The 24092-nt window shown below is 37.0% G+C and carries 22 protein-coding genes, 1 CRISPR repeat array and 1 other annotated feature; of the genes, 5 read left to right on the top strand and 17 right to left on the bottom strand.

Annotation, left to right across the window (positions count from 1 at the left end; translation table 11 throughout):
• Window positions 1-200: 200 nt before the first annotated feature.
• Window positions 201-950 carry a class A sortase gene (locus tag HW271_RS03960; protein WP_178894933.1) on the bottom strand — a complete coding sequence of 250 codons (750 nt, stop codon included), beginning with the start codon at window positions 948-950 and terminating at the stop codon, window positions 201-203.
• Window positions 950-3418, bottom strand: coding sequence for a DNA gyrase subunit A (gyrA, locus tag HW271_RS03955; RefSeq protein WP_178894932.1), 2469 nt, complete (start codon window positions 3416-3418; stop codon window positions 950-952). Before gyrA ends, HW271_RS03960 begins: the two co-directional genes overlap by 1 nt.
• 195 nt (window positions 3419-3613) lie before the next feature.
• Here gyrA and HW271_RS03950 point away from each other — a divergent pair, with 195 nt between their 5' ends.
• On the top strand, window positions 3614-4600 hold the full coding sequence (locus HW271_RS03950) for an L-lactate dehydrogenase (protein ID WP_045614994.1): 987 nt from the start codon (window positions 3614-3616) through the stop codon (window positions 4598-4600).
• Between the two features lie 58 nt (window positions 4601-4658).
• On the opposite strand, the gene sdbB is transcribed toward HW271_RS03950, so the two are convergent.
• The 10 genes from sdbB to HW271_RS03900 form a co-directional block, all read right to left on the bottom strand.
• Window positions 4659-5222, bottom strand: a complete 564-nt coding sequence (gene sdbB, locus HW271_RS03945; RefSeq protein ID WP_178894931.1) for a thiol-disulfide oxidoreductase-associated lipoprotein SdbB — start codon at window positions 5220-5222, stop codon at window positions 4659-4661.
• A gap of 12 nt (window positions 5223-5234) precedes the next feature.
• Window positions 5235-5942: a thiol-disulfide oxidoreductase-associated membrane protein CcdA2 gene (gene ccdA2, locus HW271_RS03940; RefSeq protein ID WP_178894930.1), complete on the bottom strand. Its 708-nt coding sequence runs from the start codon at window positions 5940-5942 to the stop codon at window positions 5235-5237.
• Between the two features lie 127 nt (window positions 5943-6069).
• Window positions 6070-6930 carry a methionyl aminopeptidase gene (locus HW271_RS03935; protein WP_178894929.1) on the bottom strand — a complete coding sequence of 287 codons (861 nt, stop codon included), beginning with the start codon at window positions 6928-6930 and terminating at the stop codon, window positions 6070-6072.
• Window positions 6931-6944: 14 nt separating this feature from the next.
• Window positions 6945-8222, bottom strand: a complete 1278-nt coding sequence (gene spxR / locus HW271_RS03930; protein WP_178894928.1) for a CBS-HotDog domain-containing transcription factor SpxR — start codon at window positions 8220-8222, stop codon at window positions 6945-6947.
• A complete protein-coding gene (locus tag HW271_RS03925; RefSeq protein ID WP_178894927.1) occupies window positions 8215-8766 on the bottom strand; it encodes a GNAT family N-acetyltransferase in 552 nt (183 codons plus the stop codon). The genes spxR and HW271_RS03925 overlap by 8 nt, the downstream gene beginning before the upstream one ends.
• A 16-nt stretch (window positions 8767-8782) precedes the next feature.
• Complete coding sequence (locus HW271_RS03920; RefSeq protein ID WP_178894926.1) at window positions 8783-10042, bottom strand: UDP-N-acetylglucosamine 1-carboxyvinyltransferase; 1260 nt, start codon at window positions 10040-10042, stop codon at window positions 8783-8785.
• Between the two features lie 274 nt (window positions 10043-10316).
• Window positions 10317-10610, bottom strand: coding sequence for a 50S ribosomal protein L27 (gene rpmA, locus HW271_RS03915; RefSeq protein ID WP_000916509.1), 294 nt, complete (start codon window positions 10608-10610; stop codon window positions 10317-10319).
• A 16-nt stretch (window positions 10611-10626) separates the two neighbouring features.
• Entirely contained in the window at window positions 10627-10971 is a 345-nt protein-coding gene (locus HW271_RS03910; protein ID WP_000613699.1) for a ribosomal-processing cysteine protease Prp, read from the bottom strand.
• 15 nt (window positions 10972-10986) lie between these two features.
• Entirely contained in the window at window positions 10987-11301 is a 315-nt protein-coding gene (gene rplU / locus HW271_RS03905) for a 50S ribosomal protein L21 (RefSeq protein ID WP_000109141.1), read from the bottom strand.
• 35 nt (window positions 11302-11336) lie between these two features.
• Window positions 11337-11423: a sequence feature (ribosomal protein L21 leader region), on the bottom strand.
• 76 nt (window positions 11424-11499) lie between these two features.
• On the bottom strand, window positions 11500-12174 hold the full coding sequence (locus tag HW271_RS03900; RefSeq protein WP_178894925.1) for a YoaK family protein: 675 nt from the start codon (window positions 12172-12174) through the stop codon (window positions 11500-11502).
• Between the two features lie 146 nt (window positions 12175-12320).
• Between HW271_RS03900 and HW271_RS03895 the strand changes: the two genes are divergently transcribed.
• Window positions 12321-13298 carry a Gfo/Idh/MocA family protein gene (locus HW271_RS03895; RefSeq protein ID WP_178894924.1) on the top strand — a complete coding sequence of 326 codons (978 nt, stop codon included), beginning with the start codon at window positions 12321-12323 and terminating at the stop codon, window positions 13296-13298.
• On the top strand, window positions 13295-14377 hold the full coding sequence (locus HW271_RS03890) for a DEAD/DEAH box helicase (RefSeq protein ID WP_178894923.1): 1083 nt from the start codon (window positions 13295-13297) through the stop codon (window positions 14375-14377). The genes HW271_RS03895 and HW271_RS03890 overlap by 4 nt, the downstream gene beginning before the upstream one ends.
• A 24-nt stretch (window positions 14378-14401) precedes the next feature.
• Here HW271_RS03890 and HW271_RS03885 read toward each other — a convergent pair whose 3' ends face one another.
• The gene (locus HW271_RS03885; protein ID WP_178894922.1) at window positions 14402-14779 is read right to left on the bottom strand and encodes a DUF1934 domain-containing protein; all 378 of its coding nucleotides are present in this window, start codon (window positions 14777-14779) and stop codon (window positions 14402-14404) included.
• Between the two features lie 72 nt (window positions 14780-14851).
• Between HW271_RS03885 and HW271_RS03880 the strand changes: the two genes are divergently transcribed.
• Both HW271_RS03880 and yidA read left to right on the top strand, forming a co-directional pair.
• Entirely contained in the window at window positions 14852-16156 is a 1305-nt protein-coding gene (locus tag HW271_RS03880; protein ID WP_178894921.1) for an HD domain-containing protein, read from the top strand.
• A 12-nt stretch (window positions 16157-16168) separates the two neighbouring features.
• Window positions 16169-16975: a sugar-phosphatase gene (gene yidA / locus HW271_RS03875; RefSeq protein WP_178894920.1), complete on the top strand. Its 807-nt coding sequence runs from the start codon at window positions 16169-16171 to the stop codon at window positions 16973-16975.
• Window positions 16976-17045: 70 nt separating this feature from the next.
• A CRISPR array of direct repeats spans window positions 17046-18136; the repeat unit is 36 nt; unit sequence GTTGTACAGTTACTTAAATCTTGAGAGTACAAAAAC.
• A gap of 69 nt (window positions 18137-18205) precedes the next feature.
• Here yidA and csn2-St read toward each other — a convergent pair.
• From csn2-St to cas9, 4 genes are all read right to left on the bottom strand, one after another.
• The gene (gene csn2-St, locus HW271_RS03870) at window positions 18206-19252 is read right to left on the bottom strand and encodes a CRISPR-associated protein Csn2-St (protein WP_178894919.1); all 1047 of its coding nucleotides are present in this window, start codon (window positions 19250-19252) and stop codon (window positions 18206-18208) included.
• Window positions 19249-19572: a CRISPR-associated endonuclease Cas2 gene (gene cas2, locus HW271_RS03865; protein ID WP_178894918.1), complete on the bottom strand. Its 324-nt coding sequence runs from the start codon at window positions 19570-19572 to the stop codon at window positions 19249-19251. Before cas2 ends, csn2-St begins: the two co-directional genes overlap by 4 nt.
• 4 nt (window positions 19573-19576) lie before the next feature.
• Window positions 19577-20485 carry a type II CRISPR-associated endonuclease Cas1 gene (gene cas1 / locus HW271_RS03860; protein WP_178894917.1) on the bottom strand — a complete coding sequence of 303 codons (909 nt, stop codon included), beginning with the start codon at window positions 20483-20485 and terminating at the stop codon, window positions 19577-19579.
• A 181-nt stretch (window positions 20486-20666) separates the two neighbouring features.
• Window positions 20667-24038, bottom strand: a complete 3372-nt coding sequence (gene cas9 / locus HW271_RS03855) for a type II CRISPR RNA-guided endonuclease Cas9 (protein WP_178894916.1) — start codon at window positions 24036-24038, stop codon at window positions 20667-20669.
• Window positions 24039-24092 lie beyond the last annotated feature (54 nt).

The raw sequence follows: 24092 nt of genomic DNA, 5'->3' as shown, positions 1-24092 counted from the left end.
CTATTTTCTGAAATTGACAAGAAAAGGCGGTGGGACAGAAATCGATAGACAAAGTCTCGATTTCGTAGTCCCAGCCCCGCGAGGATGATTAGGAGTTTTTTGGAGTCTAAAAGACGAACAAAAAGTTCAATCAGCTACCGCGTCAAAGTTTGATTGCTAATAAAAAATGAGGTCGGGCTCTTTTGTCCCAACCTCTTCTACTATTCATAAAATTGTTTATATGGTTTATTAAATGATTGCAATATTTCTGGGGAAGCTTCTAAATAGTTTTTAACTTCTTTCAAATTTGCTTTAACAATAATCCGTTCTGTAGCATTAGCATCTTCACAGGTTACTAAAGTCAACTCGTCAACCCCATCTCGGTCTTCTATAACATCGATTCGATCTGGAGTCACCTTATTAACTTCTACAATTTCATATTTATAAACCTTTTCTTTATCAGTTAGATAAATGAACATTCCATTAGTAGCTCGTGCTAAGGGTGAAAATAGCTTCTGATCTGCATCTTTACCAGTGAAAATACGGTGACTTGCTAACGAATAATTTCCCTGTCCCATAACCTGATCAGCTTTCATGGTTCCAGCACCATAGAAAAGGTTCACATTATCCAGCCCCTTAAAAATAGGCAAGTTCATTTCAAGTTCTGGGATAGAAATACCACCAATTACTGGAAGTTGCTGGGAACTCCATTGAGCAGAAAGTACTGCCTCTGAAGATAAGGATTTTACAGAGTCAAAATCAAAATTTCCAGTAGCAGTTTTATTTTCCTCAATTTCCTCTTTTGAAACCTGACTTACTTGATATTTATTGGTATTCCAAATCATAATTACATCACGTATCTTCGAGTTAAAAATCAATGCTAGAGACAAAAGGATTAGAAAGCCAGCTAAAATATTAATCAGCAGATTCTTACGTTTATTTTTTTTACTCTTAGTTCTTTTTTGAGACATTATTCTTCACTTTCTGTTTCGTTTTCTGCCCCAACTTCTTCTTTCTCAGCTGCCGCAACTGTTGTAAAGGTTACAATCTTAGCGTTCTCATCTAGACGCATAACCTTAACTCCCATAGTTGAACGTCCAGTCTTAGAAATATTGGCAACATTTGTACGAATCATGACACCGGTATCTGTGATAACCATCAAATCTTCGTCGCCTTTTACTGTTAGAAGACCAGCAAGATGACCATTCTTATCTGTAATATTAGCAGTCTTCATACCTTTACCAGCACGACCTTTAGTTGGATATTCAGTGGCAACTGTACGCTTACCGTATCCTTTTTCAGTAATGATAAGAACTTCATCTTGATCGGTAATCACTCTAGCACCAACTACAGCATCACCTTCACGAAGATTTACTCCTTTAACACCTGTAGCACTACGACTCATGCTACGAACGGATGATTGATTGAAACGAACTGCATATCCCAATTTAGTACCAATGATGATATCAGTATCTTCTTGAGTCAGAAGAACATTAATCAATTCGTCCTCATCTTTCAAATTCAAGGCTTTTAGACCATTTTGACGAATGTTAGCAAATTCTTTTACGCTAGTTCTCTTAACAATACCTGCTCGAGTCGTAAAGAAGATGTATGCATCATCACTTCGTTCTGATTCGACGTTAATAATGGTTTGGATACTTTCTCCCTCATCCAGTTTCAAGAGGTTCACTACAGGTAATCCCTTGGCTGTACGACCATATTCTGGGATTTCATAACCTTTCAAACGATAGACACGACCTTTGTTGGTAAAGAAGAGCAAGTGATCATGGGTGCTGGTAGAAACCAACTCCCTGACAAAGTCATCATCCTTAACACCAGTACCTTGAACACCACGTCCACCACGTTTTTGGGCAGTAAACTCGTCTTGGTCCAAACGTTTAATGTAGCCTTTATTTGATAAAGTGATGAGAACATCAGACTCTTCAATCAAGTCTTCATCTTCAAGTGTCAAGACTTCACCAACCATCAACTCAGTACGGCGTTTATCTCCAAACTTCCGTTTGACTTCATCCAATTCTTCTTTGATGATTTGTGCTACGCGTTCTGGTTTTGCAAGAATATCAGTTAAATCAGCAATCAAAGCAATCAATTCGTCATACTCTGACTGAATCTTATCACGTTCCAAACCTGTCAAACGACGGAGACGCATGTCTAGGATTGCTTGACTTTGACGTTCAGAAAGCTTGAACTTGCTCATCAATTCTGCTTGAGCCTCTTCATCAGTTTCACTGGCACGGATAATACGAATAACTTCGTCGATGTGGTCTAGTGCAATCAGCAAACCTTCCAAGATATGTGCGCGTGCTTCGGCTTTCTCTTTATCAAATTGAGTACGACGAGTCACAACTTCTTTTTGGTGCTCAATGTATGCATCCAAGATTTGGCGAAGCGATAAAATCTTTGGAACACCATTTTGGATAGCAAGCATGTTAAAACCAAAGCTAGTCTGCATCTGAGTCATCTTGAATAAGTTGTTCAAAATAACATTAGCTGATGCGTCGCGTCTAACTTCAATAACAAAGCGAACACCTTCACGGTTAGATTCATCACGAACAGCAGTAATTCCATCGATACGTTTCTCTTGAACCAGACGCACAATATGTTCATGTACTTTGGTTTTGTTGACCATATATGGGAATTCAGTAACAACGATACGTTCGCGACCTGTTTTAGTTTCTTCAATTTCCGTACGAGAACGTAGAACAATAGATCCTTTACCAGTCTCGTAAGCCTTATGAATACCTGATTTCCCCATAACTAGGGCACCAGTTGGGAAGTCTGGACCAGGCAAAACTTCCATCAAATCTTTAGTTGTAACTTCAGGATTATCCATGACGAGTTTAACAGCATCAATGGTTTCACCCAAATTATGAGGTGGAATATTGGTCGCCATACCAACGGCAATACCTGTGGCACCATTGACCAAAAGATTTGGAAAACGAGCTGGTAAAACAACAGGTTCTCGTTCATTGGCATCATAGTTATCAACAAAGTCAACGGTATTTTTATTGATATCGCGAAGCATTTCAAGAGCAATCTTACTCATACGTGCTTCAGTATAACGTTGCGCGGCAGCGCCATCACCGTCCATAGAACCAAAGTTACCGTGCCCATCTACAAGCATGTAGCGGTAGCTCCACCATTGAGCCATACGAACCATAGCTTCATAGATAGATGAATCCCCGTGTGGGTGGTATTTACCCATTACGTCCCCTGTAATACGGGCAGATTTCTTATGAGGTTTATCAGGCGTAACTCCTAATTCATTCATTCCGTACAAAATACGACGATGAACAGGTTTCAACCCATCACGAACATCAGGAAGAGCACGCGATACGATTACACTCATGGCGTAGTCGATAAAGCTAGTCTTCATCTCCTTTGTCAGATTGACATTCACTAGATTTTTATCTTGCATTAAAAAATGCCTCATTTCACTATTAGTAACTAGATATATTATACCATAGTTTGGACTATTTTACAGTCTAACAACACGTGTAAAACGTTTACATATTTATCCCGAAGGTATATCCGTGACAAAGCTTAGCAAAAGTGATAGAATGAAATCAAATGGGGAATCCCCCTGAATAAAACAAAGGAGATGTTTAGACAAATGACAGTTACTAAACAACACAAAAAAGTTATCCTCGTTGGTGACGGTGCCGTAGGTTCTTCTTACGCTTTCGCTCTTGTTAACCAAGGTATTGCTCAAGAACTTGGTATCATTGAAATTCCTCAATTGTTTGAAAAAGCAGTTGGTGATGCTGAAGACCTTAGCCACGCGCTTGCTTTTACTTCGCCTAAGAAAATTTATGCTGCTAAGTATGAAGACTGTGCGGATGCGGACCTTGTAGTTATCACTGCTGGTGCTCCACAAAAACCAGGTGAAACTCGTCTTGACCTTGTTGGTAAAAACCTTGCTATCAACAAATCAATCGTTGAACAAGTTGTTGCGTCTGGTTTTGACGGTATCTTCCTTGTTGCTGCTAACCCAGTTGACATTTTGACTTACTCAACTTGGAAATTCTCAGGATTCCCTAAAGAACGTGTTATCGGTTCAGGTACTTCACTTGACTCAGCTCGTTTCCGTCAAGCGCTTGCTGAAACTATTGGCGTTGATGCTCGTTCAGTTCACGCCTACATCATGGGTGAGCACGGTGACTCAGAATTTGCCGTTTGGTCACACGCTAACGTTGCCGGTGTTAAATTGGAGCAATGGTTGCAAGCTAACCGCGACTTAAATGAAGCTGACCTTGTTGAACTCTTCATCTCAGTTCGTGACGCTGCTTACTCAATCATCAACAAAAAAGGTGCTACATACTACGGTATCGCAGTTGCTCTTGCTCGTATCACAAAAGCTATCCTTGATGATGAAAATGCCGTACTTCCACTTTCAGTCTTCCAAGAAGGACAATACGGAGTTGAAAACGTCTTTATCGGTCAACCAGCTATCGTTGGTGCACATGGTATCGTTCGCCCAGTTAACATCCCATTGAACGACGCTGAAACACAAAAAATGCAAGCTTCTGCTCGTGAATTGCAAGAAATTATTGACGAAGCATGGAAAAACCCTGAATTCCAAGCTGCTTCTAAAAACTAATTAAATTAGATTTTTAAAAAAATGTCTAGACAGTTAAGTCTAGACATTTTTTATTTCGTTAATCCATCTGAGCAAAAGCTGCTTCCGCATCTGCATTACTAATTGCACCTAATTGAATCTTAGCAATTTTACCATTTGAATCAATTAGGTATTCAGTTGGGATACTTCGAATCTGATAGGCTTGGAAGGTTGTTCCCTTAGTGTCATATAAGACTGGTATATCCTTATAGCCCTGCTCCTCAAACCATTTTGGAAATTGGTCTATGGTTTTTTCGCCTTGAAGACCTGGTGCAATAACAGATAAAATTTCAAAATCACGATCTTCTTTTGCAGCTAGTTCCATTAGTTCAGGCATACTCTTTTTACAAGGTCCGCACCAAGAGGCCCAGAATTTTAGATAAACTTTTTTACCTTTAAAATCAGATAGCTTGACTTCTTTTCCATCCATAGATTGTAGCGTAAAATCCGGTGCTTCGGCTCCTACAGCCACCTGTTTAACAGTTGCTTGCTGTTGTGTTTGACTCGTTTGAGTTTGCTGACTTGATTCCTTCCCTTGCTTACCACAAGCAATCAAAAGAAAGATAGATAAGAAACTAAGTCCAAAATAGATTATTTTTTTCATAGATAACTCCTTTTATCCTAATATTCCTGATAAGACATTTAACTGTCCCAACATTAATAAAATTCCCATGAGGATAATCAGTAAACCACCAATTCTCTTCAATAAGAGGAGGTGAGATTTGATTTTACTAAAATAGGGCATAATAAGACCTGATGCTAAGGCCAATACTAAAAATGGAAGCGCCATTCCGAGAGTATAGATAAGGGTTAATAAGGCCCCCTGAAGAGCTCCATTTCCTCCCGAGGCAGCCAGTGCTAAAACAGAACTTAAAACTGGACCAATACATGGAGTCCAACCAAAGCTAAAGCTGATACCTAATAAAAAGGCTGATAGATATTTACTAGACTGTTTTTGATTAAATGTTACTGTTTTTTGGAACTCTAGTTTTCGTAAATGAAGGATTTCCATCTGATGTAAGCCTAGTATGATAATAATACCACCCATAACATAACGGAACCAATCAGCATAGAGTAAGTTTCCGAGAAATCCTGCTCCAAACCCTAGAATAAAGAAAATCAGAGAGATACCTGCGATAAAACAGAGTGTCCGAATTAATCCTGACCAGGCAACCTCTTTACCTAAAAAACGAAATGTTTTTGACTGTTCTTGATCATCTAATAAAACACCTGCATAGACTGGTAACAAGGGAAAAATGCAGGGCGAAAAGAATGACAAGACACCAGCTAAAAACACAGAGATAAAAAATATAATACTTTCCAATTAAGAACCTTCTTTCATATAGTCATCTTTTATTTTACTATAAAAGAAAACGTTTGTAAGATATCTGCTACGCAAATTTAATTTCAACTTTAACGAATTAAAAAAGGAGCTCAGCTCCCTTTTTTGTTTAATAAGTTCCTTCTTCACCTTGACTTGTCAAGATTACAGGTCCATCTTTAGTAATAACAAACTGATGCTCGTACTGACATGATAGTCCACCATCGATAGTTTTGTGAGCCCATCCTGTTTTCATATCTGTATCGATTTCCCAATCACCTGTATTAATCATAGGTTCGATTGTCAAAACCATACCTTCACGAAGACGGAGACCACGACCAGCTACACCATAATTAGGAACCATTGGTTCTTCATGCATGGTTGGCCCAACACCGTGTCCTACAAGATCACGTACAACACCATAACCACGACTTTCAGCATATTCCTGAATGGCAGCTCCAATATCACCAATACGGTTCCCTACAACAGCTTTTTCAATACCGATGTACATAGCTTCTTTGGTCACGTCCATTAAGTTTTTAACTTCTTCTGACGGTTTGCCAACAGCGTATGCCCAACAAGAATCAGCCAAGCCGCCCGTAAAGTTTTGAGTATATTTTTTCATCTGCTCAACCTTGTTAAAATTGAGTTTAGAAACATTGAGGTCAGACTTAGCGATTGGCCCACCAAGGACCATATCAACCTTCAGCAAATCGCCTTCCTTCAAAATATAGTGGCGTGGAAAAGCATGGGCTACTTCGTCATTGAGTGAACAGCAAGTGGCATAAGGATAATCCATTATTGCCCCATCAACACCGATTTGTAGTGGAAGGAAATTTTCTTCTTTACAACGACGACGCACATATTCTTCTACTTCCCACATATCTACGCCTGGTTTGATGATGTCACGCAAACCGATGTGAATACTGGCAAGAAAATCGCCAGCCTTATCCATTGCTTCGATTTCTCTAGCTGATTTTAATGTAATCATGTTTTCTCCTAGTTTTAATTAATTTTTACAGTAACATTTGCTTTTGATACGATTTGATGATTGATATAAATGTCATAGTCAATAATGGCTGACCTTCTCGTATGATGAATAATTCTAGCCTGAATTCGCAAGATATCATCGATCTGAACAGCCTGTAAAAAGTAAATCAACATCTGTTCAATGATCAGGTTACGCCCACTATTAACGACCAAGTCCTGAGTCATATGGGTTAAGATTTCTGCAAGGACACCATTTGCAAGGACACCATTTTTCTCAAGCATAAACGGTTCAACTGTAATGACAACCTCATCATGATGATAAGATAATTTCTGGCCAATCTGCTCTGAAAATGTTGGGAGTGCTGAAACCTGAGAACGACTCATTTTTTCCATGACATCCCGTCTAGTAATGACACCTAGCAAGGTTTGATTGCTCCTCACAACGGGTACCATTTCAAAATCTTCTGCAATCATTCTCTGGCTCACGTTAGCAATATTTGTTGCTAAGCCTGTCATATAGACTGTTCTTGTCATAACCTTATCAATGGTTGTACCTGGTGATTTATCTCCAGCATCTCGCATGGTTACAACGCCCACAACAACCTTATGCTGATTGATAACAGGGAAACGACTATATCTATTTTTTCGAACCAAGTCTAAATAATCCTTTACAGTATCTGTTTCCTGTAAAAAACCATATTCATGACTAGTACGATAAATCTTTTCAACTGTTAAAATATCGGTTTTGATTTGAACATTTGACAAAGCTCGGTTAATCATGGTTGCAATGGTAAATGTATCATGTTTACTACGTAATACTGGAATATTTTTCTTATCAGCAGCATTCAAAACATCTTTATGAACTTCAAATCCACCGGTTACCAGGACTGCATTTTCATTTTCAAGTGCCAATAATTGAATCCGTGTTCTGTCACCGACAATAAGTAGACCGCCATCATGAAGATAAGAAAGAATATTCTTTTCTGTCATGGCTCCAATGGAGAATTTACTGAATTCTCTATCTAAACCAGCTTGACCAGCTAAAACTTCCGAACCAGTGACCTCTGCGATTTCTGCAAAGGTCAATCTTTCAATAGCAACTTTTTTTGACTTTACTCGAACAGTCCCACTTCTAGGACGTGTTTCAACTAAACCTCTATTTTCAGCCTCTTTGATAGCACGATAAGCCGTACCATCACTAACTCCCAAGCGATTGGAAATACTCCGAACGCTAACCCGTTTTCCGACTGGTAATTCTTCTAAATAAGCTAAAATCTCTTGGTGTTTACTCATTTAGCTCTCCTTTTGTATAGCGAAATTCTAGATAATCCCGCATCTTACGAGTATAGCGGTCACTACCTTTAAAACGACGAGATAGAACAAAGCCTGATTTTTGCGCAACTTTTTGACTGGCGCTATTTTCCAGATGCGTTACAATAAATAGTTGCTTTAAGTCAAATTCTGTCATGGATAAATCCCGCAATTTGCTAACAGCTTCAGTCATATATCCCTGAGACCAAAAATCTTTCCTCAAAAAATAGCCAATCTCTGCTTCTTTTCTAATTTCGTCCAGTTTTTCAAACTTAATTGCTCCAATCATTTTTTCTGTTTTTTTATCACAAATGGCCCAAATACCCAAAGGTGATTTCATAAAGTAGTTAGCAAGAGCATATTGACTTTCTTCAATACTAGCTTGCGTAGGAAAAATAAATTGAAGATTTTCAGGGTCTGATGCTAACTGATGAAAGTCATCTACATCTGTAAAAAAGAATGGACGGAAATACAAACGTTCCGTCTCATAGAAAGAATACATTGCTAATTTTGTCCAGATATTCATTGTTATCCTCGAATTGCTAATCTTCGATTAGCTCAATATCTGCTCCAAGCTTACGTAATTTCTCAATGATATTTGAGTATCCTCGTAAAATAAACTCAACACTGGTAATCTCTGTTCTACCTTCAGCCATTAGACCAGCAATAACCAAAGCTGCACCTGCACGTAAGTCTGTAGCTCTTACGCTTGCACCATGTAGAGGATTCCCACCTTTATAGATAATGTGATCATTCGTGGTACTAATATCTGCATTCATTTTAGCTAATTCGAAGACGTGGTTGACACGTTTTTCATAAATGGTATCAATCAGTGTTCCTCGTCCTTCAGCTTTCAACAAAAGAGGGGTAATCGGTTGTTGAAGGTCTGTAGCAAATCCTGGATATGGAGCAGTCTTGATATTAACAGCTTTTAGATTTTTTTGCTCTTCAACAAAGATACTATCTTCAGAAACAGTCATGTGAACTCCCATCTCTTCAAGCTTAGCAATAAAGCCTTCAAGATGCTCGTAAAGTACATTATTGATACGAATCCCTTTACCTACCGCAGCCGCCAAAGAAATATAAGTACCAGCTTCGATACGGTCTGGAATAACTTGATGGCGCGTGCCATGTAGGGACTCAACACCATCAATAGTAATCATATCCGTACCTGCACCACGAATATGAGCTCCCATATTATTTAACAAAGTAGCTACATCAATAATTTCAGGCTCTCGAGCAGCATTTTCAATGACTGTACGTCCTTTAGCTTTTACTGCTGCAAGCATCGTATTAATAGTTGCTCCGACACTGACAGTATCCATATAAATACTTGCGCCTTGTAACTTTGAACCATTAGTTGAGAGATTCATATTATCTCCCTCGTATGTTGTCTTTGCTCCCATAGCTTCAAAGGCTTTTAAGTGCAAATCAATCGGACGAGGACCCAAGTCACATCCACCAGGTAAACCAACTGTTGCTTCACCGAAACGACCAAGAAGACTACCGTAGAAATAATAGGATGCTCGAAGACTATTGATCTTACCATATGGCATTGGTTTATTCTGAACACCACGAGGATCAATTTCTAAAACGTCATCATAGCGCTTAACACTAGCACCCATAATTTCCATAATATCAACCAAACTAGCGACATCAGAGATATCTGGAACACAATCCAAAATAACTACATCATCTGACAAAATAATAGCTGGAATCAGAGCTACTACACTATTTTTTGCTCCGCTAATGGTAATCTCACCCTTTAATGGGCGTCCACCGTTAATGACAATTTTTTTCATTAGTTACTATATACTCTTTCACTATTTATTCATAAGGTCTTACCCTATATTATACCATATTTCTTTCTTATTATCTATCAGTATAAATGAAATATATTGCTAATCTCTCAAGTAATTTCTACTAGTTTTAGGTTAAATTTTATCAGTTCGTCTATCACTGCTTTTTATTTATAAAAAAAGCTTCCCGAAAACTCGGAAAGCCTTATTTAATGCTTATTTAGCAACCTCGCCTTTTTATTTCAAGGCTCGGGATAAAAAGGTTCACTAGACCTTTTTATTTTGCGATTGGGTAAACAGAAACTTGTTTCTTATCGCGACCTTTACGTTCGAAACGTACTACGCCTTCAACTTTAGCGAACAAAGTATCGTCTCCACCACGTCCAACGTTTACACCTGGATAGATGTGTGTACCACGTTGACGGTAAAGGATTGATCCACCTGTTACAGTTTGTCCATCAGCTGCTTTAGCTCCAAGACGTTTCGCTTGTGAATCACGTCCGTTTGATGTAGAACCTCCACCTTTTTTGTGGGCGAAAAGTTGCAAGTTGTTAAGAGTCATTTTTAACATAATGTTTTCCTCCGTGTTAGTTTTCTGTGATAACTCTGGTTTGGACGAACTCAGAAGAGTTCTCCGACAAGTTTGCCATACCTAAGAAAAATGATTCAAAGAATAATTGTGTCATTTCTCTCTGGTGAGAAGGAAGATCTTTTGGAATTTCAACCATCAGATAGCCACCTTCATCTTCGTTTAATTCTAAGATTGGTTCATAGCCTGCAAATTTCTCAATGGAATTGATAAAGTTAATGGCAAGCGTAGAAACCGATGCACACACGACATCTAGGCCGTATTCGCCACTCTCGGCGTGTCCAGTAATCTCCGCACTCCTCAGCTCGCCATCTTCGGCTCTCTCAAAGACTGCTTGTATCATGTGTTCTCCTTAAAATTAAGCGTTGATTGCGTTGATGACAACTTTAGTATATGGTTGACGGTGACCTTGTTTACGGTGGCTACCTTTTTTAGGTTTGTACTTGTAAGTAACAACTTTCTTTTGTTTTCCTTGTTTTTCAACAGTTCCAACAACAGTAGCTCCAGCAACAAGTGGAGTTCCGACAACAGTGTTTTCACCACCAACAAGAACAACTTCGTTAAAAGTAACTTCTTGACCAGCTTCAACGTTCAATTTTTCAACGTAAACTGCTTGACCAACTTCAACTTTAACTTGTTTTCCGCCAGTTTTGATAATTGCGTATGTGCTCATCATGCACCTCCTATGATTTTTTGGGGTTTCCCCGAATTTTTGTGAAGACTCGCCTAGCATCGTGGGACGAACCACTTATACTTGAATATCAAGCGACGATGTTCGTGCGGTTGCACAGGAATGTGCATAGTCAACTCTACAAGTATAGCATGATTCCGATTTTTTGACAAGTATTTTCACTCAAAATTCAGCCTTTTATTAGACTTTTTTTTGCAAAGAAGATAAAACCATACTTAGATAAAAAATACTCATCATGATAGGGACACCTAAAATTGTTTTTTCGTTGAAGATAATCGTTAAGTAAGCTGAAAATACTACTCCTAGAATGAAACTAACAAGTAGGCTCACAAAAATCAATCCTTCCATCAAAAAGGCTGTATGCTTGGTCCGGAAGTATTCACCAAAAGCCAACATAGTTCGCTTAATATTTCCCGTCATAAAGGCATTGTTATAGGCAATTCCAGAAACCTCTCCAAAAGCTGTTGTAACGAGACCCATACAAAAAGCCAGAGGAGGAACAATAAACAAATTATCAACACTCAATGGAATAAAGCCGATTATCAATGATAAAATAGCTAATGGAACAAGTGATAGAATGGGTTTTTTAACAATGCGAAGTTTTTCCTTGTAAATCGTAAGCAAAAAAACGCCTAACATGAAAGATAAAAGTGTCAATATCTTTATTTCAGCATCAGCCAAATTTCTCTGAACGATTCCGACTGATAGAAATACAACATTCCCCGTTTGCCCAGCGACTAAGGTATTCCCTCTTACAATAAATGTATAGGCATCTACATAGCCTGCACAAAAAGTCAAAAAAAGCGCCAATCTTTTTGAATGACGAGAAATTTTTCTCATAGGTAATAATCTCATACTAAACTCCTAAATTTACTGTAACTATTGTACCATTTTTTCTAGAAATTTCGAAGTATCAAAGCAAAAGAATTATCTCAAGGTAACGAGTTGGCTCTTTCTATGATATAATGAAATCAATCATTACTTGTGGAAAAGGAGTAACTATGCTAAAACTTGGTATCATAGGAACTAGTTCAATCAGCCATCATTTTCTAGAGGCTGCCCATACTAGCGGGAAATTTCAACTGAGTGCAGTCTATTCTAGAAAAATAGAAACCGCAGAAAAGTTTGTTGAACAGTATCAAGGCGTTAAGCTATTTGATCAGCTAAATGATTTCTTTAATGATTCATTCGAAGTGGTTTATATCGCTAGTCCGAACTCATTGCATTATAGTCAGGCAAAGATGGTTTTATCTGCTGGAAAACATGTCATCCTTGAAAAACCAGCTGTTACCCAACCACATGAATGGCAGGATTTAGTTCAAACAGCCAAGGAGCATCAATGTTTTATCTTTGAAGCGGCACGTAACTACCATGAAGATGCTTTTGCCACAATTAAAGACTTTCTTGCAGACAAACATATTTTAGGGGCCGACCTCAATTACGCAAAGTACTCTTCAAAAATGCCTGATCTCCTTGCTGGACAGACACCAAATGTTTTCTCAGATCGTTTTGCTGGTGGTGCGCTTATGGATTTAGGAATTTATCCGCTTTACGCTGCTATTCGCTTATTTGGAAAGCCAAATCGTGCAACCTATCAAGCTCAGCAACTAGACAACAGTATTGATCTAAACGGAGACGGTATCCTCTCCTATCCTGACTATCAAGTGCATATCAAAGCAGGAAAGAATATCACTTCTAATCTTCCTTGTGAGATTTATACTACTGATGGAACCTTGACACTTAATACAATCGAGCATATCCAATCAGCTGTTTTTATAGACCATCAAGGAAATGAACTTCAACTTCCTATCCAGCAGGCACCTCACACTATGACAGAGGAAGTCGCTGCTTTTGCACATATGATTAACCAACCAGACCAGACTCTCTATCAGCGATGGCTTACCGATGCAACAGATGTTCATCAAGTACTTTATACCATGCGACAAGATGCTGGCATTAGATTTGAGGCAGAAAAATGAAAACGAAACTACCAAACGAATGGCAAAAATTGATTGACCAACTAGGTTTCCAAGAATTCACTCCCATTCAAGAACAACTGTTTAATCCTATTCTAGAAGGAGAATCACTCCTCGGAGTTAGTCCAACCGGAACAGGAAAGACTTTAGCCTATCTCCTACCTAGTTTACTTAAACTCCAAAAGAAAAAATCCCAACAACTATTAATTTTGGCACCTAATACCGAACTTGCTGGACAAATTTTCGATGTCACTAAAACGTGGGGTGAGGCCATTGGTCTAACGGCTCAGCTATTTCTATCAGGTTCGAGCCAAAAACGTCAGATTGAACGCCTGAAAAAAGGGCCGGAAATTTTAATTGGAACACCTGGGCGTATCTTTGAACTCATCAAATTGAAAAAAATCAAGATGATGAATGTGGAGACTATTATTCTTGATGAATTTGACCAGTTGCTAGACGATTCTCAGATCCATTTTGTCGAAAAGATTACCCACTACGCTCCTCGTGACCACCAACTCATCTATATGAGTGCGACTACAAAGTTTGACCAAGATAAGATTGCAGCTAACACGCGCACCATTGACCTCTCTGATCAAAAGTTGGACAACATCCAACACTTTTACATGCAAGTAGACCAACGTCACCGAGTAGATATGCTTCGGAAACTAGCACATGTCGATGACTTCCGTGGACTCGTCTTCTTTAACAGTTTGTCAGACCTTGGAAGCGCTGAGGAAAAATTGCAGTATCGTGATATTTTAGCTGTTTCGCTTGCGAGCGATGTCAACGTTAAATTTAGAAAAGTTATCTTAGAAAAGTTCAAAGATAATCAACTGACTCTACTTCTTGCGACAGACCTTCTAGCTCGTGGTATCGACATCGATAGCTTGGAATGTGTGGTTAACTTTGATATCCCTAGAGATATGGAAACTTACACTCACCGCGCTGGACGTACTGGACGTATGGGCAAAGAAGGCTATGTTATTACCCTCGTGACACATCCAGAAGACCTCAAAAAGCTGAAGAAATTTGCAAGTGTACGGGAGATCGTCTTAAAAAATCAAGAACTCTATATCAAATAAGGTTGGCTTTCGCCAACCTTATTCTTATCCCCAAGTAATTTCTAAACGGTAGTCCGCAAATGGAACTCCTTCTTTGTTTTGCAATTTATAGGCTAGTTCAATCTTCTCTTCACCAACTTCATAGTGGCTGGTTTGAATGATAAACTCCTGCATACCCATAGGTGTTGGAATATAGGCTAAACTATCGGAATCCTTCAGAAAACGCATGATAGTCTTGGGATTTGAGAAGCGCGTCATGACGAGCTCTTCTTCTTGAAACTTAATCACAACTTTTTCTTGCTCTTCATTGTAGAAAAGGAGATAAGAAAAATCTCCCTTTTCACGTAGTTCTACATCATAAAGTTGGTCGATTACTTCCAATTGTTCATCGAACTGGATAGTATTTCTCATTCTAATCTTCACAAGAGTTCCTCTTTCTTCTCACTTATCCCTACTATTTTACCAAAAAGCCACGGAATTTGCTATAATGGTCTTATGAATGAAAAAGTATTTCGTGACCCTGTTCACAACTATATCCACGTTAACAATCAGGTCATTTACGACTTGATCAATACCAAAGAATTTCAACGACTTCGTCGCATCAAACAGTTAGGGACATCTAGCTATACTTTCCATGGTGGAGAGCATAGTCGTTTTTCTCACTGTTTGGGTGTCTACGAAATTGCCCGTCAAATCACTGAGATATTTGAGGAGAAATATCCTGAGGAGTGGAATTCGAATGAATCCCTCTTAACCATGACTGCAGCCCTTCTACATGACCTTGGACATGGTGCCTATTCGCATACTTTTGAAAATCTTTTTGATACTGACCATGAGGCAATTACTCAGGAAATAATCCAAAACCCTGAAACAGAGATTCACCAGGTTCTTTTGCAGGTCGCTCCTGACTTTCCTAAGAAGGTAGCCAGTGTTATCGACCACACTTATCCCAACAAACAGGTCGTTCAACTGATTTCTAGTCAGATTGATGCGGACCGCATGGACTATCTCCTTCGCGACTCCTACTTTACCGGTGCTTTTTATGGCCAGTTTGATCTGACTCGTATCCTTCGTGTTATTCGTCCTGTTGAAAATGGAATCGCCTTTCAGCGTAATGGGATGCACGCTATCGAGGATTATGTCCTCAGTCGTTACCAGATGTATATGCAGGTATATTTCCACCCAGCCACACGAGCTATGGAGGTTCTTCTGCAAAATCTTTTGAAACGTGCCAAGGAGCTCTATCCTGAAAATAAGGACTTCTTTGCCCTTACATCACCCCATCTACTACCATTTTTTGAGAAAAACGTTAGCTTGTCTGACTATCTTGCACTTGACGACGGGGTTATGAATACCTATTTCCAACTCTGGATGACTAGTACAGATAAAATTCTAGCCGATCTTTCGCAACGTTTTATCAACCGTAAGGTCTTTAAATCTATTACTTTTTCTGAGAACAACCAAGATCAGCTTGAAATCATGCGGAATTTCGTAGAAGAAATTGGTTTTGACCCCAACTACTATACTGCTATCCACAAGAATTTTGACCTTCCTTACGATATTTATCGACCAGAGTCTGAAAATCCTAGAACACAAATTGAGATTGTCCAAAAGAATGGTGAGCTGGCTGAGCTTTCTAGCCTATCTCCTATCGTTCAATCTCTTGCAGGAAGCCGTCATGGTGACAACCGCTTCTACTTCCCTAAAGAAATGCTTAAGCAAAACAGTATTTTCACTACTATCATTCAACAATTTTCACATTTGATTGAGAATGATCATTTTACCCCAGATAAGAAATAATAGAGGAAATTTATGAGTATAAAACTAATCGCCGTCGATATCGATGGTACCCTAGTTAATAGCAAAAAAGAGATTACTCCCGAAGTTTTTGAAGCTATCCAAGATGCCAAAGCAGCTGGAGTCAAGGTTGTCATTGCAACAGGACGCCCTATTGCAGGTGTTGCTAAACTTCTTAACGAATTGCAATTGAGAGACGAAGGGGACTATGTTGTGACCTTCAACGGTGCCCTTGTCCAAGAAACTGCTAATGGCCATGAGATTATCAGCGAATCCTTAACTTACGAGGACTATCTAGATATGGAATTTCTCAGTCGTAAACTGGGAGTCCACATGCATGCTATTACCAAGGATGGTATCTATACAGCCAATCGTGATATCGGAAAATACACCGTACACGAATCAACCCTCGTCAGCATGCCAATTTTTTATCGTACACCTGAAGAGATGGCTGATAAAGAAATCGTCAAATGTATGTTTATCGACGAACCAGAAATTCTCGATGCTGCTATTGAAAAGATTCCAGCAGAATTTTACGAGCGCTACTCTATCAACAAATCTGCCCCTTTCTACCTAGAACTTCTCAAAAAAGGTGTAGACAAAGGCTCAGCTATTACACATCTGGCTGAAAAACTAGGATTAACAAAAGATGAGACTATGGCTATCGGGGATGAAGAAAATGACCGTGCTATGCTAGAAGTCGTTGGTAACCCCGTTGTTATGGAAAACGGAAACCCCGAACTCAAAAAAATCGCCAAATACATCACTAAATCAAATGATGAATCTGGTGTAGCCCATGCTATCCGTACTTGGGTCTTGTAAAAAATACGATTACATAAAAACCGCTCTACTGAGCGGTTTTTACAATGTTAAAACTCAATTTCAAGTATTTGTTGTACAGTTACTTAAATCTTGAGAGTACAAAAACCGTCAATTTTATATAGGTTTAATCCCATTTGTTGTACAGTTACTTAAATCTTGAGAGTACAAAAACATCATAATCTGTGCTGTTGGACTGATAAGAGTTGTACAGTTACTTAAATCTTGAGAGTACAAAAACAAATCTCTAATGATTTTTACGACTGACTTTGTTGTACAGTTACTTAAATCTTGAGAGTACAAAAACGCTGCTATTTCAAATCTCAAGATAGAAGTCGTTGTACAGTTACTTAAATCTTGAGAGTACAAAAACTATTTGCAGACCGTTAGATAATACAGCAGTGTTGTACAGTTACTTAAATCTTGAGAGTACAAAAACTATACAGGGAATCGGACACTTCATAATAAGGTTGTACAGTTACTTAAATCTTGAGAGTACAAAAACGATTGCAACTATTTCTTCTGGTGCTTCAGGTTGTACAGTTACTTAAATCTTGAGAGTACAAAAACATGCGTGCATGGACTACAAATGATAATAAGTTGTACAGTTACTTAAATCTTGAGAGTACAAAAACACGGTGTAAGAGCGTTCCAAGTAGTCAATGGTTGTACAGTTACTTAAATCTTGAGAGTACAAAAACTATTGCTAGATACTCTGGCCCAGCAAGACAGTTGTACAGTTACTTAAATCTTGAGAGTACAAAAACTTGCTAGTATAAACACTTGACTCCTCTTCAGTTGTACAGTTACTTAAATCTTGAGAGTACAAAAACGTGAAACGCTCGTCTGTTGTAATCAATAAGGTTGTACAGTTACTTAAATCTTGAGAGTACAAAAACATAAAAAATTCTAAGCCTGTACTCATTTCAGGTTGTACAGTTACTTAAATCTTGAGAGTACAAAAACGGTGCGCTTACTCGTGCTAAATCTGCGGTAGTTGTACAGTTACTTAAATCTTGAGAGTACAAAAACCCACGGATAAGAGATACTTGTCCAATTGCGGTTGTACAGTTACTTAAATCTTGAGAGTACAAAAACTGGGAAAGGAGGTAGAATATGGAATTTGTAGTTGTACAGTTACTTAAATCTTGAGAGTACAAAAACCTCAAATTCGTCAATTTTGGTTTTTGTAGCTCAAAACCATTATAAAGTCTTAGACTTAACTAGTCAATACTATTCTTCTAAATACTTCAATAACATTGTGTTGACTGGTTCAATACGGAATTTTATTTTCATTTCATACTGGTACAAATTGTTTAATAATCTCAATGCTACTTGATCCTCAATTGATAAACTCATATGAAGAATGTCAGAACTAAATAAATAAGGTCCAATCTTCCTTAAAGATGATAAAAACTCTTGTTTATTAGGTATTTGATTTATTGGATATTTATTAGTAAAACGTTCGTACATAAATTCTAACGAATAAAAATGTTCAACGAAATCTGAAACAATATTAATCTCCTCCAGTACTTCTTTCGTGACATGAAGATAACCTTCATTTGAAGGAAAAGAGATTGTGTACAACAGGTTGCTATGATTATTGGTTAATCGTTCTAATTGTTCGCAACACCCAACAAATTCCTTATAAGATAAATAATCATCCATATTTCGGAGAACAAGCAATACCTTTTCAGATTGATCAGTAATCACTACTTGCAACATCGAAAGAAATAATAAAAACTTTGTCTTATTATCAACAAATTCAAAGGATATATTTTTATCGTTCTGTCCAAAATAGGGTAGAAAATTTTTTTGGATCAATTGGTCTGCATTAAAATATTTCGCTTCTGTATGATAATTAATACCATCTAGTTGTAGATTCAAATTCTGATTCAACAGCAAGGAAATCCTATCTAGATGATCATTGATATTTTCAATTTGCTCCATCATCTCCACTGTATTAATCTTTTTCTTTAGATAATCATAAGCTATCGTTCCTTTTTTATACTCCATCTGCTCGATTAGATCATTAATATTCGATAGTTGGATCACCCTGAATTCCGAACGGGAAACCACCGTATCGTCTATTAAGATTTTAGGTTCATTTTGTTCGAATAGGACTAAGTCTTCTTCACTATATTTTTTTCCTCCAAAATACCATAACAGGATTTGCCAAATATAGTACTTTAATTGTTGATCTTGGCCAACAACTTGAGTAAATTGTCCAAAACTCAATGTAATATTGTCCTTGTATGGATGACTGATATTCATTTTCATATAACTACCAACTTATTATCGCTGACCACTTCTTCTTGTTTTGTTTTCCCACCAATGATCAAAATCATTTCAGAGAATTGTTTCTCAGTTACTGCTAATAAACGGACATTCCCACTAGGTAAATTACTTTGGCTTAATTTTTTATAGAATTTACTAGCAAAACTTCGATTTGGACATGTTCTATAATAAACTGAAAACTGCAACATTTCAAAACCATTAGCAATTAAATCTTTCCGAAAATTACGATAGATTCTTTTTTCTTGATTCGTATCCATAGGAAGATCAAAAAAACACAATAACCTCAATGCTTCATACCTCATTACTTCAGCTCCATTCTACACTAGAAACGATCGGACAGTAGAATTTACTCGTATCCTTATCCGAAATACATTTTAAAAACCCCTTAACATATTTATCCATTGCTACCGTTACAGAACAAGTTTCTTTTCCATAACGAATTTTTGCATTCAGTGTATCAGTTAAGGCTAATCTGAACTCATATTTTAAATATTCTTCATCCCGTAGATTTTGGTAAACCCAAACATCAATAATCTGCCTAAAAGGTTCCATTAAATCGTCTACTAAATTAAATTGATTATATTCGTTTTTATGAAAAATTCCGATTAAGGGATTTAGCCCATACCCAGAAATAATACGCGCCATCTGCGCTCTCATAATCGCATAGCCATAATTTAGGCCTGCATTAATAACATCAGTTTCCTGTTGGGTAAGACGAACGAATTTCTTTCCAAATAATTCATTGAAATAAACTTTTGCAGCGTGTCCTTCGCGATTGGTTTTATCTCCAAATTCAATATGATCTTTATAATCTGCCAATAGCTGAATACAATCAATATTTTTCTCAAACATCGAGAGAACATCTTGCTGATTATTTATTTTGAAGTAGGTCACTATTTGCCATAATTTATCTTTTTGCTCCTGCGTCCACAATAATTGTTCCTGTAACTTTTTATAGGCTCTAAAATGGCCATTTTGTGAATGGTAAATCCCTGTTGGTAAATGCTCATTATCACAGACAATTAAAGCAATATTATACTTACTTAAGGCACTTAACAACCTTAGAGTTACAACTGTTTCTCCTCCCTCTGCTACAATAATAGAAATATCACTCAGTGGGATAACATAGTCTTGACCCATTTTCTTTATTAAAAGATTATCTAATTTTAATTGCATTTTCTCGCTCTGACAAACATGTACAATTCTCCAAGTCATTATTTATATCCTCTTTACAAAACGAAAACACCCCGCCATAAATGACAGGGTGTTGAATTCGGCATGAAGCCTTATCTTTGTAGCTTCTGCAAGATTTAAGTAACTGTGTAAGGCGTCCCTTACAGTTACTATTATAATACATTGTAAAAGCGTTTGCAACTCTTTTTTTAAAAATATTTTTTTAAAATTTGAGTTTTGGTTCTTCACCCTCTTTTTTGATGAAATGTTTATTCCCCAAAACATCTGTTTTAACTTTAAAAATGGAAATATCTGACTTGTTCAATCCTTTCATACATTGTCCCCCTTTAGCAACATTCCCAAAAATTGTCATCAACTCTTGATTTCCATCAAATTTAGCTTTATCGTAAGGCTTCAATTCTACATAGTTTTTTTGATTAGGCATTGTTCTCGATAAAAACCTAAAAATTTGTTTCTCATTATTTTTGGTATCTTTAATCAAAAGTAAGTCATTTTTATATAATGTAAATTTAAATTCTGATTGCTTGCTAACTCCTTCTTTTTCTTTAATTTCATTATATTTATCAATAGTTATAGAATAATTACCAGTCTTCTTTTCAAATTGTAGATCTGCATATTTTAATCCAAGTAACTCATACTTCTCCGTCTGATGATTAAAATAGACATCTGTTCGCCAAGGATTTAATTGACGTAGGATTACTTTATTTTTACTATTAGAAGGAGTTATATTAATAAATGATTCTGGAATATTCTTATCATAATATTTCAGACTTTTAATTTCCGGACCATTACCTTTTCTACTATATTTTCTGATTGGTCCATTTTCTTGTCTATATTTCTCAAAAGGATTGCAAGGAACTTCTTTATTCTTATCGTTCAATTCTTTAGAAGGATAGGTTCTTAAAATCTCTTCAATTACCTTCTCAAATGTTTGTGGATCTTTGTGATACATTAAGAATCTACTTTTATCTTTGTTGTAAATTTTAATGAATACATCATATCCCGATTGACTATATATATCTTTAATCTTACCTAGAACATAAGTTTCTTCAGATTTATCATTATCTAATTTCGCTTTTCTTGTTGCATAAATGGTTGCATCTGAAATTTTGCGGTTATATTTTGAATCTACTTGATATGAGAATAGTATGGTATCTTCAAATTTCTTGGACTTCAATGTATCAACAAAATGATCATATGGAGCTTTGAATACTAACTCTTTGTATTCATCATCACTTAATGCAATAATTTCTCCTGTTTCTAAGTCCACGAATTGTTCTTCCTTATAAGAGATCAAAGAATTATTAAGCTTTTTCCATAATCTTAATTGGCTAGATGCAGCGATAATCAAAGCATCTACAGCATGATGGTGATAGGTATCACGAGATTTTTCAAGTCCCCACTTTCTTCTAAGCTGTGAAGTAAATTGTCCACGTACCACTGAAATAGTTGTATCGAATTGATGCTCCTTATAAAAATCCTGCAGTGCATTTAGAACAACTCGAGAAGAATACCGAGTATCTACTAAATTTCGTTCGATAAACTTCTGTTTCACCTCAATCTTACTAATGTCTTCTTCCGTTAAAAGATAATCTTTCTTCTTATTGTTCAGTAATTTTAAATCTTTTACATATGTTTTGAACTCTCTGTATGACCATGCATCATCCATACTATCTAAAGCCTGAAACGGTGTACGTTGTCCTTTTTCTTGGTTTGATGTAGCTAGTACCAAGACTTTATTAGATAAACTATCATCAAAAGAAAGAGACAAAGGTAAAATATGATCGATTTCGTACTTATATTGATTTTGAATTAAATCTGCAATTGGAATATTCTTCCCAGTATAAAGACACTTTTCACCCTGTTGGTGCCATAAACGAATCTTAGTAGCCAATTCCTTATGTCCATGAAAAACGTCATCTGGTAATTCTTTTTTCCCATTGTATTGGAAAGCCGCTTTTTCCATAGCTGCATTCTTCTCGTCTATATTTGCTTTTTGACGTTTGATATACTCTTTCTTTGCATCTTCTTCATTATTTTCACGTGCCATTTCAATAACGATATTATCAAAGATACCATATTTTTTAGTTGCTTCATTGATAATCTTTATAGCTTGTCTGACAGATTTTGCTACGACAGGGTTATAGATTTCTTCTGTTAATTCTTTTTCATCAATATACTTGGTTCGTTTTGATGTCTCTTTAGATTTTTGTTTTCCTAATCGAGTAAGAATTGTCATTTGTTCTTCCGAAGTCTCATACAATTCTGGAATCAACTCCATCATGAGTTTTAGAGAAAAATTATGCCATCCCTTACTAAATAGACTGCTATTATTTTTTCTAAATTGAACCAATTCAAGTACTTGATCCTGACTAAATGTATCTTTTAGATTCGCGTTAATTGCTTCTTCTATCCCCTCCCTCTCAGTATTCAAAGTTAGAATATGGGCAAGCTCATCTAAGACCTTTCTATGTAATTCTTCCACCCTGATTGTTTCTAATGATTGCATTTTCCGATAGGTTTCAAAAATATGCATCTCAGGTTTTTTATTAGAATCAATGCGATATCCATGTATCTGATCAACTGAAGCACCAATTAATTTAGCGATGTACTTCAATAGTGTTGAAGCTCCTAATGTTTTAGCTGTCTTCGCATACTCGACAATTATCTTCTTTTGTTCCTCATTCAATTTTTTGGTTTCTGTTGGAACTGTTAAATTATTTAAATCATTTAGTAAGTTAAACTCTTGAGCAGTATAGGAAGCTTTTGAAGCACGATATTCATCAGGATAAAATGTGCATTTACCAATTAAAACACCAAAAATATTATCTAGGGTAGTTCCATCTGCTCTAAAACGTCCATAATCGGTCCGTGACTTTTCATTACCCGGCCCATGGTAGTATTTTCTCTTTCCCGTGAGAATTGTTAGATAATCCTCTATAAACCCATCTGTAATCTTTTTATTGAATTCTTGCTGTTTTCTAAGAATTCTTTCAGCTTCTATTCTATAAGCAGAAGTTGAAAACACATTTATCAAACGGCGTTTTTCACCATTTTCCATAACAGTGAAATCCCCTCTAACCTGACCATATTTTTCGAAGCGATTTAGTTGGATTTGACCAGGGGTTTGTTCAGCAAGTAATTTTCTATTTTCTTCAACTGCCTTACCGTAATCAGACGATACTGTACCGCCATCCTCAGAAGCATCATCCAAATAGCTAATGCCACGTCTCTTAACAATATTCTTTAAAGCAATAAACAACTCTTCATTAGTTAATTGATTATCCAACCCTTGTACACGAAATTGATAAGGATTTAGATTAATGGACACCTTAGAAAAATCAGTTAACAAACCAAAGTCTTCAAATAAATCATGAAGCCGAACACTACGATGTTTTTTTCGACGAGTTAATCTTCTCCCACCTCTAAAGCCCCTTCTTTCAACATTATTGTCAGCTGTTGCAGCTGGAAAAAGTCGAGAATTCGAATGTACAATCTCACCAGTTTCTTTTTTTAGAATACCTACACCTACTGAAGCAATACCAATATCCAATCCTAAAACTAAACCATTCATAATAAAACTCCTAACCATTCATTATATTAACTATATTTTACTCCTTCGCTCCTA

The sequence above is a fragment of the Streptococcus sp. oral taxon 061 genome (genome assembly GCF_013394695.1).
GTDB lineage: Bacteria > Bacillota > Bacilli > Lactobacillales > Streptococcaceae > Streptococcus.
Note: the sequence above shows the minus strand (reverse complement) of the source record. Positions and strands in the feature narration are given on the sequence as shown.

Excerpts from the sequence above, each read along its gene's own strand:
- HW271_RS03960 (WP_178894933.1), bottom strand. The coding sequence starts at position 950 with ATGTCTCAAAAAAGAACTAAGAGTAAAAAAAATAAACGTAAGAATCTG.
- gyrA (WP_178894932.1), bottom strand. The coding sequence starts at position 3,418 with ATGCAAGATAAAAATCTAGTGAATGTCAATCTGACAAAGGAGATGAAG.
- HW271_RS03950 (WP_045614994.1), top strand. The coding sequence starts at position 3,614 with ATGACAGTTACTAAACAACACAAAAAAGTTATCCTCGTTGGTGACGGT.
- sdbB (WP_178894931.1), bottom strand. The coding sequence starts at position 5,222 with ATGAAAAAAATAATCTATTTTGGACTTAGTTTCTTATCTATCTTTCTT.
- HW271_RS03935 (WP_178894929.1), bottom strand. The coding sequence starts at position 6,930 with ATGATTACATTAAAATCAGCTAGAGAAATCGAAGCAATGGATAAGGCT.
- spxR (WP_178894928.1), bottom strand. The coding sequence starts at position 8,222 with ATGAGTAAACACCAAGAGATTTTAGCTTATTTAGAAGAATTACCAGTC.
- HW271_RS03925 (WP_178894927.1), bottom strand. The coding sequence starts at position 8,766 with ATGAATATCTGGACAAAATTAGCAATGTATTCTTTCTATGAGACGGAA.
- HW271_RS03920 (WP_178894926.1), bottom strand. The coding sequence starts at position 10,042 with ATGAAAAAAATTGTCATTAACGGTGGACGCCCATTAAAGGGTGAGATT.
- rpmA (WP_000916509.1), bottom strand. The coding sequence starts at position 10,610 with ATGTTAAAAATGACTCTTAACAACTTGCAACTTTTCGCCCACAAAAAA.
- HW271_RS03910 (WP_000613699.1), bottom strand. The coding sequence starts at position 10,971 with ATGATACAAGCAGTCTTTGAGAGAGCCGAAGATGGCGAGCTGAGGAGT.
- rplU (WP_000109141.1), bottom strand. The coding sequence starts at position 11,301 with ATGAGCACATACGCAATTATCAAAACTGGCGGAAAACAAGTTAAAGTT.
- HW271_RS03900 (WP_178894925.1), bottom strand. The coding sequence starts at position 12,174 with ATGAGATTATTACCTATGAGAAAAATTTCTCGTCATTCAAAAAGATTG.
- HW271_RS03895 (WP_178894924.1), top strand. The coding sequence starts at position 12,321 with ATGCTAAAACTTGGTATCATAGGAACTAGTTCAATCAGCCATCATTTT.
- HW271_RS03890 (WP_178894923.1), top strand. The coding sequence starts at position 13,295 with ATGAAAACGAAACTACCAAACGAATGGCAAAAATTGATTGACCAACTA.
- HW271_RS03880 (WP_178894921.1), top strand. The coding sequence starts at position 14,852 with ATGAATGAAAAAGTATTTCGTGACCCTGTTCACAACTATATCCACGTT.
- yidA (WP_178894920.1), top strand. The coding sequence starts at position 16,169 with ATGAGTATAAAACTAATCGCCGTCGATATCGATGGTACCCTAGTTAAT.
- csn2-St (WP_178894919.1), bottom strand. The coding sequence starts at position 19,252 with ATGAAAATGAATATCAGTCATCCATACAAGGACAATATTACATTGAGT.
- cas2 (WP_178894918.1), bottom strand. The coding sequence starts at position 19,572 with ATGAGGTATGAAGCATTGAGGTTATTGTGTTTTTTTGATCTTCCTATG.
- cas1 (WP_178894917.1), bottom strand. The coding sequence starts at position 20,485 with ATGACTTGGAGAATTGTACATGTTTGTCAGAGCGAGAAAATGCAATTA.
- cas9 (WP_178894916.1), bottom strand. The coding sequence starts at position 24,038 with ATGAATGGTTTAGTTTTAGGATTGGATATTGGTATTGCTTCAGTAGGT.